The organism is Xanthomonas sp. NCPPB 2586 (assembly GCF_041475775.2).
GTDB lineage: Bacteria > Pseudomonadota > Gammaproteobacteria > Xanthomonadales > Xanthomonadaceae > Xanthomonas > Xanthomonas campestris.
The window spans coordinates 2,766,448-2,784,322 of sequence record NZ_CM192981.1 but is presented as its reverse complement, the minus strand read 5'-3'; the positions used below and the strand labels follow the sequence as shown (position 1 = coordinate 2,784,322).

The following is a 17,875-nucleotide window of genomic DNA, read 5'->3' as shown; positions in this document are numbered from 1 at the left end:
CGTCTATGAAGTCTCCATTGCCATGGTTGAAGCGGCGCCTGTCAGGGCGAGCAGATTCGGAACACGCGCAGAATCTGATCCGCATCATCATCACCACATTGTTCATTTCGTACCTGGGATGGCGCTATCAGCACACCCACGGCGATACCTTGATGGCCACCTGGTTGATCTTGGTCGGCGAGCTGCTGGTGTCGTTGGGCTTGATGGTGGCAATCCTGCTGCGACCGCAGGTGTCGCATACGCGCCGGCTGATCGGGATGCTGCTCGACTACACCTGCACCGGCGCGATCATGGCCATCCAGGGCGAGCCAGCCTCGCCGCTGTATGCGGTGTGCATGTGGGTGACCATCGGCAACGGTCTGCGCTATGGCAGCAACTATCTGCGTGCGGCGACCGCAATGGGCAGCCTGTGTTTTCTCGGTGCCATCCTGATTTCTCCTTATTGGAAAGCCAATCCCTATCTGAGTTGGGGGTTGTTGCTGGGCCTGATTGCGGTGCCGCTGTACTTCGACTCGCTGTTACGTGCGATGACCCGTGCAGTGCGCGAAGCCCGGCACGCCAACCAGGCCAAGAGCCGCTTCCTGGCCAATATGAGCCATGAGTTCCGCACGCCGCTCAACGGGCTGTCGGGCATGACCGAAGTGCTGGCGACCACGCGCTTGGACGCCGAGCAGAAGGAGTGCCTCAACACCATCCAGGCATCGGCGCGCAGCCTGCTGTCGTTGGTGGAAGAGGTGCTGGATATTTCGGCGATCGAGGCCGGCAAGATCCGTATCGATCGCCGCGACTTCTCGCTGCGCGAGATGATCGGCTCGGTCAACTTGATCCTGCAGCCGCAGGCCAGGGGGCGCCGGCTGGAGTACGGCACGCAGGTGGCCGACGACGTGCCCGACCTGCTCAAGGGCGACACCGCTCATCTGCGTCAGGTACTGCTCAATCTGGTCGGCAATGCGGTCAAGTTCACCGAGCACGGGCATGTGTTGCTCCGGGTCACGCGCGTGTCCGGGAGTGCCGAGGACGCCGTCCGGTTGCGCTTCGATGTGGAAGACACCGGCATCGGCGTGCCGATGGACATGCGCCCGCGGCTGTTCGAGGCCTTTGAGCAGGCCGATGTCGGGTTGTCGCGCCGTTACGAGGGCACCGGCCTGGGCACCACCATCGCCAAGGGCCTTGTAGAGGCAATGGGAGGCAGTATCGGGTTCAAGGAAAATCAGCCAAGCGGCAGCGTGTTCTGGTTCGAGCTGCCGATGGCGATCGGCGAGCCGCTGAAATCTTCGACCGTACGGGTGCCGACCGGGGCGTTGGTGGATGCGCCCGAGGAGTTGGAATCTTCCAACATCATCGCTTTTTCCAACCCATTCCTGCGTCATCGCGCACGTGTGCGCAGTATGCGCATGCTCGTGGCCGACGACCACGAAGCCAACCGCATGGTGCTGCAGCGGTTGCTAGAGAAGGCTGGACATAAGGTGCTGTGCGTCAACGGCGCCGAGCAGGTGCTCGATGCGATGGCCGAAGAGGATTACGACGCGGTGATTGTGGATCTGCACATGCCGGGCATGAACGGCCTGGACATGCTCAAGCAATTGCGGGTGATGCAGGCCAGTGGCATGCGCTACACGCCAGTGGTGGTGCTCAGCGCCGACGTGACGCCCGAAGCGATTCGCGCCTGCGAACAGGCCGGCGCGCGTGCGTTTCTGGCCAAGCCTGTCGTGGCGGCCAAGTTGCTCGACACCCTGGCCGATCTGGCAGTGAGCACCCGGCAGTTGGCGACGCCGGCAACCACGGTGCAGGTGGCGACAAGTTTCGAAGGCGTGCTCGATTCCAGCGTGCTGGACGAGCTGGCCGCGCTGGGCATGGGCGAGGAATTCGAACGCCAGTTCGTGCGCCAGTGTCTGGACGATGCGCAGAACTGCGTGGGCGATATCGAACGCGATGGCACGTGCTCGGACTGGGAACAACTGCGCGAGAGTGCGCATGCCTTACGCGGCGTGGCCAGCAACCTTGGTCTGGCGCAGGTTGCCAGCAGCGGTGGCGAGCTGATGCGCATGGCCGATTGGCAGCTGCAGGCAGAATGGCGGCTGCGGCTGTCCACACTGCGCGAGCAGTTGAAGGCGGGAAAGGATGCACTCGACGCACGCGTGCAGGGCGTCAAGGACGGCGAGTGCTCCCCCCGTAGCAACGAATAGACCGCCGGCGCATCAGCCCGCGTCGAGCCCTGAGCGACGCGACTGCGCGCGCACCAGGCGGTCCATGGTACGCAGTGATTTTTCGCCGAGTTGCATGGCGGTATCTACCCAGATTTCGGTGATGCGCATCATCTCCTCAAGCGGCACGGCGGTGGTCATTTCGCGCACTTGTTGCATCGCCGCCCACGCGTGTGGCGTGCGCTTGCTCTCGCGGATCACCTGTTCCACTGCGGCCACGCCCTGGCCACGCGGTACCACACGGTCGACCAGGCCCATGCCGAGCAGCTGTTCGGCCGAATACAGGTTGCCTTCAAGCATGATCTTTTGCGCCAGGTGCGCACTGATGCGCTGGCACATGAAGGAGTAGGCGCCCATCCCCGGAAATAGGTCGAACAGCACTTCGGGCAGCCCCATCATCACGCCTTCCTCGGCAATGATCGTGTGGCAGCTTAGTGCCGCTTCGAACCCGCCGCCAAGCGCATTGCCCTGGACCAGCGCAATGCTGTGCGCACGCGCGCCCAGGCCGACATGAAAGGCATGCACGCCGCGCACGCAGCGTTGGGCGTAGTCGAGAAGGCGGGCGCGGTCGCCTTCGCGGATCAGTTGGCAGAACAGGGCCAGATCACCGCCCAGATTGAACACGTCGCTGTCCGATGCCAGCACCACGTGCGGCGCCAGCACACCGGCAGTATTCAAGCGTTGTCCCAGGTTGGTCTGGTAGCCAGTGATGTCGTCGACCAGGCGTGTCGAGAAACAGGCCCGCCCGGGATTGATGGCCAGGTCGGCATGCATATGGATCCAGTAAACGTCACGCTGCGGTTCTTCGATGATGCGTAGGGTCGAGCCAATATTGGTACGAATGAAGGGTTGAACTGCAGACATGGTGGTTCTCCGTGAGACCGTCCGGCCGGCCGCCTTGCGGACGGAGATAAGGGTGAACGCGTGAGCGTGCGCCGACATCGGATTCTATGCGTGCAAAAGCAGACGCCCGCAAGGCCTTGCGGCGTCGCGGGCGTCATGACGACTGAACGTCTTCAACTCTGCGGTTGCACGGTTGGCTATGCCTTGGCCGCATCCCGCAATTCGCGACGCAGGATCTTGCCGACGTTGGTCTTCGGCAATTCCTTGCGGAACTCGATCACGCGCGGCTGCTTGTAGCCGGTCAGGTTGGTGCGGCAGTGCGCCTTTACGTCCTCGGCGGTCAGGGCCTGGTCTTTCTTGACGATCACCACCTTGACGATTTCGCCGGACTTTTCATCCGGCACGCCGACTGCGGCCACTTCGAGCACGCCCGGCATCGTCGCGATGACGTCTTCGATCTCGTTGGGGTACACGTTGAAGCCGGACACCAGGATCATGTCCTTCTTGCGGTCGACGATATAGACGAAGCCACGTTCGTCCATGCGCGCGATGTCGCCGGTGTGCAGCCAGCCTTCGGCGTCCATGACCTTGGCGGTCTCGTCGGCCTTCTTCCAATAGCCCTTCATCACCTGCGGGCCCTTGATGCACAGCTCGCCGATCTCGCCCAGCGCCAGCACCTTGCCGTCGTCGTCCTTGATGCAGGCATCGGTGGACGGAATCGGCAGGCCGATCGAGCCGTTGTAGTCGACCAGATCCATCGGGTTGATGCAGGCGGCGGGCGAGGTCTCGGTCAGGCCGTAAGCCTCGACCAGAGTCAGGCCGGTCACCTGCTTCCAGCGTTCGGCGACCGAGCGCTGGACTGCCATGCCGCCGCCGAGGGTCATCTTCAACGACGAAAAGTCGATCTGATCGAAGCCGGGCGTATTGAGCAAGCCATTGAACAGCGTATTGACGCCGGTAAACGCGGTGAAGCGGGTCTTCTTGAGTTCCTTGACGAAGCCCGGCATGTCGCGCGGGTTGCTGATCAGGTGGTTGCAGCCGCCGATCTTCATGAAGACCAGGCCGTTCGCCGTCAACGCGAAGATGTGGTACAGCGGCAACGCGGTGATCACCACCTCGTGGCCTTCTTCCAGCTTGCCGGTGCCGGCCAGCCACTGGTGCGCCTGCTGCATGTTGGCGACCAGGTTGCGGTGGGTCAGCATTGCGCCCTTGGCCACGCCGGTGGTGCCGCCGGTGTACTGCAAAAAGGCGATGTCGTCCGGCTCGATCTGCAGGGTCGGGACGCGGTGCTTGCGGCCCAGTGCCAGCGCGTCGCGGAAGCGGATCGCGCCGTTGATGCGGTACTCCGGCACCAGCTTCTTGACGTACTTGACAACAAAGTTGACCAGTGCGGCCTTCGGGAACCCGAGCATGTCGCCCAGGCCGGTGGTGATGACCTGCTTGACCTGCGTGTCGGCGATCACTTGCTGCACAGTGGTGCCGAAGTTGTCGATGACCACCAGCACGCTGGAGCCCGAGTCGATCAACTGGTGCTTGAGCTCGCGCGGGGTGTAGAGCGGGTTGACGTTCACCACGGTCAGACCGGCGCGCAGGATGCCGAAGGTGGCAATCGGGTATTGCAGGCAGTTGGGCATCATCAAGGCGACGCGGTCGCCTTTTTTCAGCTGCAACTCGCCGAGCAGATAGGCCGCGAACTGGTCGACCAGCTGATCTGCTTCGCGGTAGGTAATGGTCTTGCCGAAGCTGTGATACGCGGGACGATCAGCGAAGCGCGCCACCGAGGTGGCGAAAACCTCCGCCACGGTGCGGAACTGCTCCAGATCGATCTCCGCGGCCACTCCGGCCGGATAACTTTGCAACCAAGGACGTGCCTGACTCATCTGCCCCCCCTCCAGGGTATTCGTTGGTGGCGTGCCATGTTCCACGGCGCCACAGCAACTGGCAGCATACCGTCATGGATGGAAAAGGCGAAGCGTGATGCGCAGCAGCATTTTGAGGTGGCAGGTCGGGCTAGTCGCGTTCTGCGTGCTGCTGGTGGCCGGCTGCGCGAAGCCGGGCCCGGAGCAGCGGCTGCGTGCCACGGTGGAGCAGATGCGCGCGGCGATCGAGGCACGCGATGTACGCGGGGCGATGGCGCCGGTGGCAGAGGATTTTGTCGGCGAGCACGGCATGGACGCGGCCGGGGCGCGGCGCCTGCTGCAACTGCAACTGCTGGGTCATCAAGCGATCGGCGTCACCGTCGGGCCGGTGGACGTGCAGATGCAGGACAGTACGGCAACCGTGCGCTTCAGCGTGTTGCTGACCGGCGGCGGCGGACGCTGGCTGCCTGATCAGGCGCAGCACTACCAGGTCACCACCGGCTGGCGGCTGCGTGGCAGCGACTGGGAGCTGTACCACGCGCAGTGGACGGCAGGTGGCGGGTAGGGCAGGTTCCAATATCAGCGAGCGCGACCATATCGGACTGGTGCAGTGCGTGCGCTCTTCTTGGCTCACAGACGCAGTGCTGTTTCACCGCCATCAGGCGATCCCCAGCCACGCTTGCGAGACATCCGTTGCCCAAAAACGACACTCCCGCCGGGCGGCGGGAGTGTCGAGAACATCACTTCAGTGCAATCAGGCTGCCTTGCGGGCGGCTAGTTGGCGCAGCACGTACTGCAGCAGGCCGCCGTGCTTGAAGTACTCCACTTCCTTCGGCGTCAGCAGCAGCACCTTGACCTGGAACTGCTTGACGCTGCCATCGGACTTCTTCGCATCGATGGTAGCGCGACGGCTGGCGCCGTCCTGCAGGCCGGTGATGTCCAGCACCTCGGAGCCATCCAGGCCCAGGGTTTGCGCATTTTCGCCTTCCAGGAACTGCAGTGGCAGCACGCCCATGCCGACCAGGTTGGAGCGGTGGATGCGCTCGAAGCTTTCGGCGACCACGGCCTTGACGCCCAGCAGGTTGGTGCCCTTGGCGGCCCAGTCACGCGAGGAGCCGGTGCCGTATTCCTTGCCGGCCAGCACCACCAGCGGCACGCCGTCGGCCTTGTACTTCATCGCCGCGTCGTAGATGGCCAGCTTCTCAGGCGTGGCGCCGTCCTTGCCGAAATACAGCGTGTTGCCGCCTTCCTCGCCACCGAACATCAGGTTCTTGATGCGAATATTGGCGAAGGTGCCGCGCACCATCACATCGTCGTTGCCGCGCCGGCTGCCGTAGCTGTTGAAGTCGGCCGGCTGCACGCCGCGCTCCTGCAGGAAACGGCCCGCGGGCGAATCCTTCTTGATGTTGCCGGCCGGGGAGATGTGGTCGGTGGTGATCGAGTCGCCGAACAAGCCCATGATGCGCGCGCCATGCACGTCGTCGACGTGGCCCACCTGCATCGTCATGCCTTCGAAATAGGGCGGGTTCTTGATGTAGGTGGACCCGGCATCCCATTCGTACAGCGCGCCATCCGGCGAGGCGATGGTGTTCCAGCGCGTATCGCCCTTGAATACATCGGCGTAGTTCTGCTTGAACATTTCCGGGCCGACGGTGGCGGCGATGGTGTCGCCGATTTCCTTGTTGCTGGGCCAGATGTCGCGCAGGTACACCGGCTGGCCGTCGCTGCCGGTGCCGAGCGGGTCGCGGGTGAGGTCGATGTCGGTGGTGCCGGCGATCGCATACGCCACCACCAGCGGCGGCGAGGCGAGGTAGTTCATCTTGACCTCGGGATGCACGCGGCCTTCGAAGTTGCGGTTGCCCGACAACACCGAAGTCACCACCAGGTCATCCTTGGCAATCGCCGCCGAGACGCCTTCCGGCAGCGGGCCGGAGTTGCCGATGCAGGTCGTGCAGCCGTAGCCCACCACGTAGAAGCCGAGTTGTTCCAGATCGGCCAGCACGCCGGCCTTGCTCAGATAGTCGGTGACCACGCGCGAGCCCGGCCCAAGCGAGGTCTTCACCCAGGGCTGCGCCTTCAAGCCCTTGGCCGCGGCATTGCGGGCGAGCAGGCCGGCGCCCAGCATCACTGCCGGGTTGGAGGTGTTGGTGCACGAGGTGATCGCCGCGATCACCACCGAGCCATCGCGCAGCTGCCAGCCCGCACCGCTGTCGCCAGCGCTTTCGGCCTGCGAGGCCTTGGCGCCCACCGCGGTGCCGCCGCCGCCTTCGTTCTTGAGCCGGTCTTCCTGCTTGGTATCGGCCAAGCGCTTGCTGCGCGCCTCGGCGAACGGCTTGAGGCTTTCGCGGTAGTTGGACTGCATGTCTTCCAGCAGCACGCGGTCCTGCGGGCGCTTGGGGCCGGCCAGCGACGGTTTGACGTCGCCCATGTCCAGCTCCAGCGTGGCGCTGTACTGCGCATGCGGGGTATCGGCGTCGTGCCACAGGCCCTGTGCCTTGGCATAGGCCTCCACTAGTGCAATCTGCTCCTCGCTGCGGCCGGACAGGCGCAGGTAGGTCAGCGATTCGTTATCGACCGGGAAGATGCCGCAGGTGGCACCGTATTCCGGCGCCATGTTGCCGATGGTGGCGCGGTCGGCCAGCGGCAGGTGCTGCAGGCCTTCACCGTAGAACTCCACGAACTTGCCCACCACCCCGTGCTTGCGCAGCATCTGGGTGACCGTGAGTACCAGGTCGGTGGCGGTGGCGCCTTCGGGCAGCTTGCCGGTGAGCTTGAAGCCCACCACCTGCGGAATCAGCATGGAGGAGGGCTGGCCGAGCATCGCCGCTTCCGCCTCGATGCCGCCCACGCCCCAGCCCAGAACGCCGATACCGTTGATCATGGTGGTATGGCTGTCGGTGCCGAACACGGTGTCCGGATAGGCGATCTGGGTGCCGTCCTTGTCCGCGCTCATCACCACGCGTGCCAGATTCTCCAGGTTCACCTGGTGGACGATGCCAGTGTTGGGCGGCACCACCTTGAAGTTGTCGAAGGCCTTCTGGCCCCAGCGCAGGAAGCCGTAGCGCTCCTGGTTACGCTGGAATTCGATCTTGCCGTTCAGATCCAGCGCTTCGGGCTTGCCGAATACGTCCACCTGCACCGAGTGGTCGATGACCAGTTCGGAGGGAATCTGCGGATTGATCTGGTCGGCGTTGCCACCGAGCTTGACCACCGCGTCGCGCATCGCGGCCAGGTCGACCACGCAGGGCACGCCGGTGAAGTCCTGCAGCACCACGCGCGCGGGCATGAAGGCGATTTCGATATCGGGTTCGGCGGCCGGGTCCCACTTGGCGACCGCTTCGATGTGGTCCTTGCCGACGGTGACGCCACCGTCTTCATGCCGGAGCAGGTTCTCCAGCAGGATCTTCATCGAGTAGGGCAGGCGGGCGACATCGAAGCGCTCGCCCAGTTTGGGCAGGCTGTAGTAGTCGTAGCGCTGGCCGTTGACCTCTAGCGAGGTGCGGGTGAAAAAGGAATCGCTCATGCATCACTCCTATGGCTTGCAGGCTTTAGGCTCGGCCACAGTGTGACCGATTCAGTGTGTACGCCCGGTTTGTGCACACCGGTATGTGGCCTTGAGTACGACAAGTCAAGTATGTAGAATTCATGCATACTTTTTCCGCGGAGCGCCCATGGAAGCCACTGTTGCCGAACGCGGCCAGATCACGCTGCCCAAGGCGGTGCGCGACGCGCTGGGCCTGACCAAGGGCACCACGCTCAAGGTCGAGCTGGAAGGCGGCCGCATCATTCTGCGCAAGAGTGTTGACGATGCCATTTCACGCGCACGCGGCCGCTTCAAGCTGGACGGCTTTGCCAGCACCGACGATGCGATGCGTGCCATCCGTGGGCGTGCGCCGGGCGATCCGCTCGATCCCGAAGCCGGCGCATGATCGCCATTGATTCATCGGTGCTGGTCGACCTGCTGGCCGACAGCGCGCAAGCCGACGCCGCCGAAGCCTGCCTGCGCCAATGCCTGAGCACCGGCCCGGTGGTGGTCTGCGACGTGGTGCTGGCCGAGGTCTGCAGCGCGCTGCGCGATGGCGCCGAAGCGCTGTCGGTGCTGGAAGACATGAGCATCCGCTTCAACGCGCTGGAGGCCAAATCGGCGTTGCGCGCCGGCGAGATGCAGCGCCGCTTCCGTGCGCGCGGCGGCAAGCGCGAACGGGTGGTGGCGGACTTCCTGATCGGTGCGCACGCGATGCTGCAATGCGACGGCCTGATCACCCGCGACGACAGTTTTTTCCGCGACTACTTCAAGGGCTTGAAGATCATCGTGCCCAAGCCCGCTGCCTGATCCACGTTTTTCGCGTTCTACACATTCACTAGCTGTCCTTTGGAGAATCCGCATGTTGGAAGCCTATCGCCACCACGTTGCAGAGCGCCAAGCGCTCGGTATCCCGCCGCTGCCGCTGACCGCGCAGCAGACCGCCGAGGTCATCGAGCTGCTGAAGAACCCGCCCGCCGGCGAAGAGGCCTTCCTGGTCGAGCTGCTCAGCCAGCGCGTGCCGGCCGGCGTGGATGACGCCGCCAAGGTCAAGGCCTCGTACCTGGCCGCGGTGGCGTTCGGCACCGAGACCAGCGTGCTGATCTCGCCGACGCGTGCCACCGAACTGCTGGGCACCATGCTGGGCGGTTACAACATCCATCCGCTGATCGAGCTGCTGGACAACGCCGAGCTCGGCGCCACCGCCGCCGAAGCGCTCAAGCACACCTTGCTGGTGTTCGATGCGTTCCATGACGTGCAGGAAAAGGCCGAAGCCGGCAACGCGCACGCCAAGGCCGTGCTGCAGAGCTGGGCCGATGCCGAGTGGTTCACCAGCAAGCCGGAAGTGCCGCAGAGCATGACCATCACCGTGTTCAAGGTGCCGGGCGAAACCAACACCGACGACCTGTCGCCGGCGCCGGATGCGACCACCCGCCCAGACATCCCGTTGCACGCACTGGCAATGCTGAAGAATGCGCGCGAAGGCGCGGCCTTCGTGCCGGAAGAAGACGGCAAGCGCGGCCCGATCCAGGCCATCGCCGATCTCAAGGACAAGGGCCATCTGGTTGCTTATGTTGGCGACGTGGTCGGTACCGGTTCCTCGCGCAAGTCGGCGACCAACTCGGTGCTGTGGTGGACCGGCGAAGACATTCCGTACATCCCGAACAAGCGCTTCGGCGGCGTGTGCCTGGGTTCGAAGATCGCACCGATCTTCTACAACACCATGGAAGACGCCGGTGCGTTGCCGATCGAGCTGGACGTGTCGCAGATGGAGCATGGCGACGTGGTCGAGTTGCGTCCGTATGACGGCAAGGCGCTGAAGGACGGGCAGGTGATTGCCGAGTTCGCAATGAAGTCGGACGTGCTGTTCGACGAAGTGCGCGCCGGTGGCCGCATTCCGCTGATCGTGGGCCGTGGCCTCACCGCCAAGGCACGCGAATTCCTCGGCCTGCCGGCCTCGGATCTGTTCCGTCTGCCGATGGACCCGCCGGACACCGGCAAGGGCTTCTCGCTGGCGCAGAAGATGGTTGGCCGCGCCTGCGGTCTGCCGGAAGGCCAGGGCATGCGCCCGGGCACCTATTGCGAGCCGAAGATGACCTCGGTGGGCTCGCAGGACACCACCGGTCCGATGACCCGCGACGAGCTGAAGGACCTGGCCTGCCTGGGCTTCTCGGCCGACCTGGTGATGCAGTCGTTCTGCCACACCGCGGCGTATCCGAAGCCGGTGGACGTCAAGACCCACCACACGCTGCCGGAGTTCATCTCCACCCGCGGCGGCGTGTCGCTGCGCCCGGGCGACGGCGTGATCCATAGCTGGCTCAATCGCATGCTGCTGCCCGACACCGTCGGCACCGGCGGCGACTCGCACACCCGTTTCCCGATTGGCATTTCGTTCCCGGCCGGCTCCGGCCTGGTGGCCTTTGCCGCCGCCACCGGCGTGATGCCACTGGACATGCCCGAGAGCGTGCTGGTGCGCTTCAAGGGCGAGATGCAGCCGGGCGTGACCCTGCGTGACCTGGTCAACGCAATCCCGCTGTACGCGATCAAGGACGGTCTGCTGACCGTGGCCAAGCAGGGCAAGAAGAACATCTTCTCCGGCCGCATCCTGGAAATCGAAGGCTTGCCGAACCTGAAGGTGGAGCAGGCGTTCGAGCTGTCCGACGCGTCCGCCGAGCGTTCCGCGGCCGGTTGCACCGTGCACCTGGACAAGGCGCCGATCATCGAATACCTGACCAGCAACATCACCCTGCTGCGCTGGATGATTGCCGAAGGCTATGCCGATGCGCGCACGCTGGGCCGCCGCATCAAGAAGATGGAAGAGTGGCTGGCCGATCCGCAGCTGCTGCAGCCCGATGCCGACGCCGAATACGCCGCCGTCATCGAGATCGATCTGGCCGATATCCACGAGCCGATCGTGGCGTGCCCGAACGACCCGGACGACGTCAAGATGCTGTCGGAGGTTGCCGGTGCGGCGATCGACGAAGTGTTCATCGGTTCGTGCATGACCAACATCGGCCACTTCCGTGCCGCGGCGAAGCTGCTGGAAGGCAAGCGCGATATCCCGACCCGCCTGTGGGTGGCACCGCCGACCAAGATGGATGCTTCCGAGCTGACCAAGGAAGGCCATTACGGCACCTTCGGCGCGGCCGGCGCACGCATGGAAATGCCGGGCTGCTCGCTGTGCATGGGCAACCAGGCGCAGGCACGCGAGGGCGCCACCGTGTTCTCCACCTCCACGCGTAACTTCCCGAATCGCCTTGGTCGCAACACCAACGTATATCTGGGTTCGGCGGAGCTGGCGGCAATCTGCTCGCGTCTGGGTCGCATCCCGACCAAGGACGAGTACATGGCCGATGTGGGCGTGATCAAGACCAGTGGCGAGCATATCTACCGCTACATGAACTTCGATCAGATCCAGGAATATCAGGACGTGGCCGACACTGTCGCTGCCTGATCGAGCGCAGCACGTTCGTCGCAAAACGCCCGGCACTGCCGGGCGTTTTTCGTTTAACGGGCACTGGCTTCGTCTGGCCGCACAAGTGCGTGTGCCAACGCAAATCGCAGGTAACTCCTCTGGCGCGCTGCAACAAAAATCTGAAGTGCACGGGTCTAGAGTGTCGCCGCTTCCCCCATTGCGGTTCGATGTCCAATGCCCACTTGCACGATCGCTGGTCAACCGCTGCACTACGCACAACATGGTCACGGGTTCCCGGTGTTGCTGGGACACAGTTACCTCTGGGATGCGGCAATGTGGGAACCGCAGATCCAGGCCCTCTCACCGCACTATCGCGTCATCGTTCCCGAGTTGTGGGGGCATGGCGCATCGGGGCCGTTGCCGGCCGGTACGCAGACCATCGGTGACCTGGCGCGACAGATGCTGGCATTGTTGGATGCGTTGCAGATCGAAGAGTGCGCCGTGGTCGGGCTGTCCGTTGGCGGCATGTGGGCCGCGGAACTGGCGCTGATGGCGCCAACGCGCGTGCGCAGCCTGGTGCTGATGGATACCTATCTGGGGGCCGAGCCGCAGGTGACGCGTGAGCGCTACTTCGGCCTGCTGGATGCCATCGCCACGGCGGGGCAGGTGACGCCGACGCTGGTGTCGGCGATCGTGCCGTTGTTCTTCCGCCCGGCGATCGATCTGGCCTCGCCTTTGCCTGTGGCGTTCGCACAACGCCTGGCGGCCTTGTCGCCCGATCATTTGCGGGACGCGATCGTGCCGCTGGGGCGATTGATCTTCGGGCGCGAGGATGCGCTGGAACGCCTTGCACATCTGAATCCGGCCACCACGCTGCTGATGGGTGGCGAGTACGACATTCCCCGGCCGGTGGAAGAACTGTTGCTGATGGCCGAGGTGATCAACTGCGATTACGAGCTGGTTCCCGATGCGGGCCACATCGCCACATTGGAGAACCCGGCCTTCGTCAATGCGCAGTTGCTGGGCTGGTTGGGACGGACGTTGGATCGGGAACGGTTCGTCGCATCGCGTCGCGCGTCGATCGCCTTGATCCGGCAAGTGGCAACTTAAAGCGCCACCAGTTGCAGCGAGCGCGCGTGCCGGCCCAACAGGCAACTGTCAGGGTTGTGCGCCCAGCCAGGCTTCCAGGGCGGCGGCGGGCAAGGGGCGCGAGAACAGGTAGCCCTGCAGCACTTCGCAACCCAGATCGGCCAGCAGCAGGCGTTGGGCTTCGTTCTCCACGCCTTCGGCGACTACGTGCTTGCGCAGGTGCTCGCCGATGCGCAGCACCGAGGTGGTGAGTGCGCGCGCGTCTTCGCTGTGTTCGATGTCGCGCACGAAGCTCATGTCGAGCTTGAGTTCGTCGATCGGCAGGCGGTGCAGGTGGCTCAGGCTGGAATAGCCGGTGCCGAAGTCGTCCAGCGACAAGGAGATGCCAGCTTCGCGGATGGCGTGCAGGTTCTCCAGCACGCCGGGCTGGCCGGAGAGCATCACGCTCTCGGTCATTTCCAGCGTGAGGTCCGACGGCTGCACGCCCATGTCGTCGATCAGGCGCAGCAGGTCGGTGAGCATGCGCGGGCTTTCGAAGCTGCTCGCCGACAGATTGACCGAGACCCGCGCCACCGGCACGCCGCGTTGGCGCCAATCGGCAACCTGTTCGCAGGCGCGACGCAGCACCCAGTCGTTGAGCTGCGGCATCATGCCTTGCTCTTCGGCCACCGGCAGGAAGCGCGCGGGCGACACGGCGCCCAGTTGCGGGTGGTTCCAGCGCAACAAGGCTTCCACGCCATACAGCGCATGCGGCGCCTGGCTGAGCAATTGCGGTTGATAGTGCAGCTGCAGTTGATTGCGGCCGATCGCCTGGCGCAGCTCTGCTTCCAGCGCCACGCGCTCCTGCGCCATGCGGTTCATGTCGGCACTGAAGAAGCGGAAACGCCCGCCGCCTTCCTTCTTGGCGCGGTTCATTGCCAGATCGGCATGCCGCAGCAGGATGTTGATATCGCGCCCGTCCTCGGGAAACATCGCCACGCCGACGCTGGCAGACGGGTGCACGGTCATGTGGCCCACCGGCAGCGGGCCGGCGATGGTGCCGAGCAGGCGTTCGGCGGTGGCGCTGGCCTGCTCGGCGCTGCATTGCGGCAGGGCCAGGGCGAATTCATCGCCGGCCAGGCGCGCCAGCATGGCAGTGGCGGTGAGCTGTTCACCGATACGCAATGCGATGTCGCGCAACAAGCCGTCGCCGGCCGCGTGACCCTGGCTGTCGTTGATCAGCTTGAAGCGGTCGATGTTGATGAACATCAACGCAGCCGGCTCGCCGGCATATTCGGCATGCGTCAGGGCTTGCTCGGCGCGGGCACTGAACATGATGCGGTTGGGCAGGCCGGTGAGTGCGTCATAGAAGGCCAGTTGATGCACGCGCTGGCGGATCTGTTCGCGCTCCAGCGCCAGGGTGCACAGCTGCTGGCACAGGTCAGTGAGCTTGACGTGCCAGGCATCGGCGCGCCGCACACTGCGGTAATACAGCGCAAAGGTGCCGAGCACGCGCGAGCTGTTGGCGCGGATCGGCGTGCTCCAGCAGGCACGCAGGCCCATCGGCAACAGCAGATCACGGAAATGGGTAAACAGCGGATCGTTGGCGATGTCTTCCACCATCACCGCGCGGCCGCGCCAGGCAGCGGTGCCGCAGGCGCCGGCACCGGGGCCGATCTTCAGGCCATTGACCGCATCGGCATACTCGGGCGGCAGGCTGGGCGCGGCCAGCGAGTGCAGGCAGCCGTCGTTGTCGGCGCTCATCACCGTGGCCAGCACTTCCGGGGCGATGCGTTCCACCTCGGTGCAGATCAGCGTCATCACTTCGATTAGCGGGCGCTCTTGCACCAGCGCCTCCAGCACGCGGTGCTGCAGCACTTCGTGCATCTTGGTTTCGGTGATGTCGGTAAGCACCGCGACGTAATGCGATGGGTTGTGCTGGGCGTCGTAGATCGGGTTGAAGTTGAGCGAGATCCACAGCGGCGTGCCGTCCTTGCGGTACACCAGCAGGTCGGCCTGGGTCTGTTGCAAGGCATCGGCGCGTTCGCGGATGCGCGCAACCTCGGTCTGGTCACTGAGCGCACGGGTCAGCACGTGCGAGGGCCGCTGGCCGACCAGTTCGGCTTCGGTGTAGCCGAACATGCGCTCGAAGCCATCGTTGGCGTACAGCAGGCGCGATTGCAGATCGCAGATCAGGATGGCGCTGCTGCTGCCATCCAGGGCCTGGGCGAGCAGGCGCGAACGGGTGTCCGACGCTCTCTCTCCCGGCATGACATCGATCTGTGTCGGCGTTTCCGCATGGCCGGCCGCGGCGGATCCCGGACTGCCGGGGTCCGCCGCGGGGTCGGCTGGATGCGGGGGAGGTGCGGTCATACGCTTCAGCGTGCCTGTGCCGACAGCGCGATGAGGCGTTCGGCCACGCGTTCCAAGGGCACCACTTCCTGCGCAGCGCCCAGTTTGTAGGCAGCCCCGGGCATGCCCCAGACCACGCTGCTGGCTTCGTCCTGCACCAGCGTGGGCGCACCGGCCTGCAGCATTTCCAGCAGGCCGCGTGCGCCGTCGTCGCCCATGCCGGTGAGGATGGCGCCGACCGCATTCGGGCCAGCGTTGGCGGCAACGGAACGGAACAGCACGTCCACTGCCGGCTTGTGGCGGTTGACCGGCGGGCCGTCGTCGATACGGCAGCGCCAGCGCGCACCGTCTCGGATGATGCGCAGATGCTGGCCGCCCGGCGGCAGGTAGGCGTGGCCCGGCAGAATGGCTTCGCCGTCGCTGGCTTCGCGCACCGACATCGCCGAGTGGCGATTCAGGCGCTCGGCAAATGCGGTGCTGAAGCTGGCCGGCAGATGCTGGGTCATGACCACCGCAGGGGCGTCGGCGGGCATGTGTTCCAGCACCACGCGCAGTGCCTCGGTGCCGCCGGCGGAGGCACCGATGGCAATCAGGCGATCGGTGGTGCGGAAACGCAGCGCGCTGCCCGGCACGGGCGCGGACTGCATGTCCAGGGTGATCTTGGGCGCGCTGGGACGATTGAGCGCGCTCACCTTGGCCTTGGCAGCCATCTTGACCTTGCTGACGATTTCTTCGGCATAGCCTTCCAGGCCGCGCGCAACGTCGATCTTGGGCTTGGAGATGAAATCCACCGCGCCCAGTGACAAGGCCTGCAGCGTGGTGTCGGCGCCGCGTTCGGTCAGCGAGGAAATCATGACCACCGGGGTGGGGCGCAGGCGCATGAGGTTTTCCAGGAACACCAACCCGTCCATGCGCGGCATTTCCACATCCAGCGTGATCACGTCTGGATTGAGGCGTTTGATTTTTTCGCGCGCCAGCAACGGGTCGGCGGCCGAGCCGACGACTTCGATGCCGGGGTCGCGCGAGAGGATTTCGGTAAGCATCTGACGCACAACCGCCGAGTCGTCGACGATCAACACACGCACAGGAGTTTCCAGCGTCATTCGAACAACTCCACGCCACCGGTGACCGGGGCTTTGGACAGACGGGCGCGCACGGCCGATTCGGCGGCGGCGACTTCGGCTTCGTGTGCGTGCGGCAGACGCTGCACCACGACGCGGCCAGTCGTCGGGAAGAACCACACCTTGCGCGGATGGATGCCGCACAGATCTTCGGCAATGATGGGAATGTGTTCGGCCTGCAGGTACTGGCGGACGAACTCGGCGTTGCGCGTGCCCACCGGATTGCTGGTGAAACCCTTGAGCACGTTGGCGCCACCGAAGACCTTGGCTTCGATGCGCTTACGGTGCGCGCCGCGCTTGAGCATGTCGTTGATCAGCAACTCCATCGCATAACTGCCATAGCGCGCGGGTGCGCCATCCCCGACCTGACCTTCCGGCAGCAGGAAGTGGTTCATGCCACCGATCTTCAGCACTGGGTCGCGAAGACAGGCCGCAACGCACGATCCCAAGGTGGTCGTCAACGCGGTGTCGTCATCGACCACCAGGTACTGGGTGGGCAGCAGCTTGGCGGTGATGGTCTGGAACCGCGAATCGCGGTAGCGCATGACATCGTCGACTTGCACGGCGGTGCTCATGATCCGGCTCCTGCGCGCGGGGCGCGCCGATACAGCGTGCGCCCGCACGGCTGGATCAGGTCGGCCGCATGCAGGTAATTCTCCGAATGTCCGGTGTAGAGCAAGCCGTCGTCGCCCATGTGGGTGACCAGGCGCGACAGGATGCCGCGTTGGGTGGGCTTGTCGAAGTAGATCATCACGTTGCGGCAGAACAGCGCCGCATACGGGCCGCCAACGTCGTAGCGCGAGGACAACAGGTTCAACTGGCGGTATTCGATCAACTGCCGTAGTGCAGGAATGACCCGGCACTTGCCTTCGTTGGGGCCGCTGCCGCGCTGGAAATACTTGCGCTTGATCGCCGCATCCAGCGAGGCCACGCGGTCGATGGCGTAGACGCCGCGCGAGGCGGTTTCCAGCACCTGGGTGTCGACGTCGGTGGCGACGATGCTCACCGGCGGGGTGAGCGTGCCGAAGGCTTCGCAGGCAGTGATGGCGATGGAGTAGGGCTCCTCGCCGGTGGAGGCGGCGCACGACCAGATCTTCAGCGGTGCCTGCGAGGCACGCTTCTGCAGTTCTTCGCGCAGCTTGTCGAAGTGGTGCGGCTCGCGGAAGAACGAGGTGAGGTTGGTGGTCAGCGCATTGGTGAACGCCTGCCATTCTTCGTCGTCGTTGCCGGATTCGAGCTGGTCCAGGTAGTCGCGGAACGAGCGCAGGCCGAGGACGCGCAAACGGCGCGACAGCCGGCCATAGACCATGTCGCGTTTGGCGGGAGCCAGGGCGATGCCGACCCGATGATAGATCAGGTCGCAGACGCGCTTGAAATCGCGGTCGCCAAAGTCGAACTCGCGTGTGTCTGATGCGGGAGTGGAGGTCGTCGTCATATCCATACGCGTGGTGAGCTATAACCAGGTATCGGCCACGTTGGCATGCAACTGA

Annotated in this window: 13 protein-coding genes; 6 read left to right on the top strand and 7 right to left on the bottom strand. The window is 64.6% G+C overall.

Annotated features, from left to right (window positions below; genetic code table 11):
- Nucleotides 1-5 precede the first annotated feature (5 nt).
- Nucleotides 6-2,186 carry a sensor histidine kinase RpfC gene (rpfC, locus tag ACCQ09_RS11845; protein WP_011037026.1) on the top strand — a complete coding sequence of 727 codons (2,181 nt, stop codon included), beginning with the start codon at nt 6-8 and terminating at the stop codon, nt 2,184-2,186.
- Between the two features lie 12 nt (nt 2,187-2,198).
- Here rpfC and rpfF read toward each other — a convergent pair whose 3' ends face one another.
- Nucleotides 2,199-3,068 carry a diffusible signal factor synthase RpfF gene (gene rpfF, locus ACCQ09_RS11840; RefSeq protein ID WP_011037027.1) on the bottom strand — a complete coding sequence of 290 codons (870 nt, stop codon included), beginning with the start codon at nt 3,066-3,068 and terminating at the stop codon, nt 2,199-2,201.
- A 176-nt stretch (nt 3,069-3,244) separates the two neighbouring features.
- Nucleotides 3,245-4,927, bottom strand: a complete 1,683-nt coding sequence (gene rpfB / locus ACCQ09_RS11835; RefSeq protein WP_011037028.1) for a fatty acyl-CoA ligase RpfB — start codon at nt 4,925-4,927, stop codon at nt 3,245-3,247.
- Nucleotides 4,928-5,024: 97 nt separating this feature from the next.
- On the opposite strand from rpfB, the gene ACCQ09_RS11830 reads away from it, so the two are divergent.
- A complete protein-coding gene (locus tag ACCQ09_RS11830; protein WP_228427906.1) occupies nt 5,025-5,471 on the top strand; it encodes a nuclear transport factor 2 family protein in 447 nt (148 codons plus the stop codon).
- Between the two features lie 189 nt (nt 5,472-5,660).
- On the opposite strand, the gene acnA is transcribed toward ACCQ09_RS11830, so the two are convergent.
- A complete protein-coding gene (gene acnA / locus ACCQ09_RS11825) occupies nt 5,661-8,429 on the bottom strand; it encodes an aconitate hydratase AcnA (protein ID WP_040941368.1) in 2,769 nt (922 codons plus the stop codon).
- Nucleotides 8,430-8,577: 148 nt separating this feature from the next.
- On the opposite strand from acnA, the gene ACCQ09_RS11820 reads away from it, so the two are divergent.
- The 4 genes from ACCQ09_RS11820 (at nt 8,578) to ACCQ09_RS11805 (ending at nt 12,954) form a co-directional block, all read left to right on the top strand.
- Nucleotides 8,578-8,835 (top strand): AbrB/MazE/SpoVT family DNA-binding domain-containing protein, encoded by a 258-nt coding sequence (locus tag ACCQ09_RS11820; protein ID WP_011037031.1) that lies wholly within the window; start codon nt 8,578-8,580, stop codon nt 8,833-8,835.
- Nucleotides 8,832-9,239, top strand: a complete 408-nt coding sequence (locus tag ACCQ09_RS11815) for a type II toxin-antitoxin system VapC family toxin (protein WP_011037032.1) — start codon at nt 8,832-8,834, stop codon at nt 9,237-9,239. The genes ACCQ09_RS11820 and ACCQ09_RS11815 overlap by 4 nt, the downstream gene beginning before the upstream one ends.
- Before the next feature lie 52 nt (nt 9,240-9,291).
- Entirely contained in the window at nt 9,292-11,883 is a 2,592-nt protein-coding gene (gene acnB / locus ACCQ09_RS11810) for a bifunctional aconitate hydratase 2/2-methylisocitrate dehydratase (protein ID WP_040941367.1), read from the top strand.
- 195 nt (nt 11,884-12,078) lie between these two features.
- Nucleotides 12,079-12,954 (top strand): alpha/beta fold hydrolase, encoded by an 876-nt coding sequence (locus ACCQ09_RS11805; protein ID WP_052844677.1) that lies wholly within the window; start codon nt 12,079-12,081, stop codon nt 12,952-12,954.
- A gap of 48 nt (nt 12,955-13,002) precedes the next feature.
- Here the strand turns inward: ACCQ09_RS11805 and ACCQ09_RS11800 are convergent, their stop codons facing one another.
- From ACCQ09_RS11800 to ACCQ09_RS11785, 4 genes are all read right to left on the bottom strand, one after another.
- Nucleotides 13,003-15,183 (bottom strand): sensor domain-containing protein, encoded by a 2,181-nt coding sequence (locus ACCQ09_RS11800; protein ID WP_228427908.1) that lies wholly within the window; start codon nt 15,181-15,183, stop codon nt 13,003-13,005.
- A 107-nt stretch (nt 15,184-15,290) separates the two neighbouring features.
- Entirely contained in the window at nt 15,291-16,367 is a 1,077-nt protein-coding gene (locus ACCQ09_RS11795) for a protein-glutamate methylesterase/protein-glutamine glutaminase (protein WP_011037036.1), read from the bottom strand.
- Complete coding sequence (gene cheD, locus ACCQ09_RS11790) at nt 16,364-16,960, bottom strand: chemoreceptor glutamine deamidase CheD (RefSeq protein WP_024937701.1); 597 nt, start codon at nt 16,958-16,960, stop codon at nt 16,364-16,366. Before cheD ends, ACCQ09_RS11795 begins: the two co-directional genes overlap by 4 nt.
- The gene (locus ACCQ09_RS11785) at nt 16,957-17,826 is read right to left on the bottom strand and encodes a CheR family methyltransferase (RefSeq protein ID WP_040941365.1); all 870 of its coding nucleotides are present in this window, start codon (nt 17,824-17,826) and stop codon (nt 16,957-16,959) included. The genes cheD and ACCQ09_RS11785 overlap by 4 nt, the downstream gene beginning before the upstream one ends.
- Nucleotides 17,827-17,875: the final 49 nt, after the last annotated feature.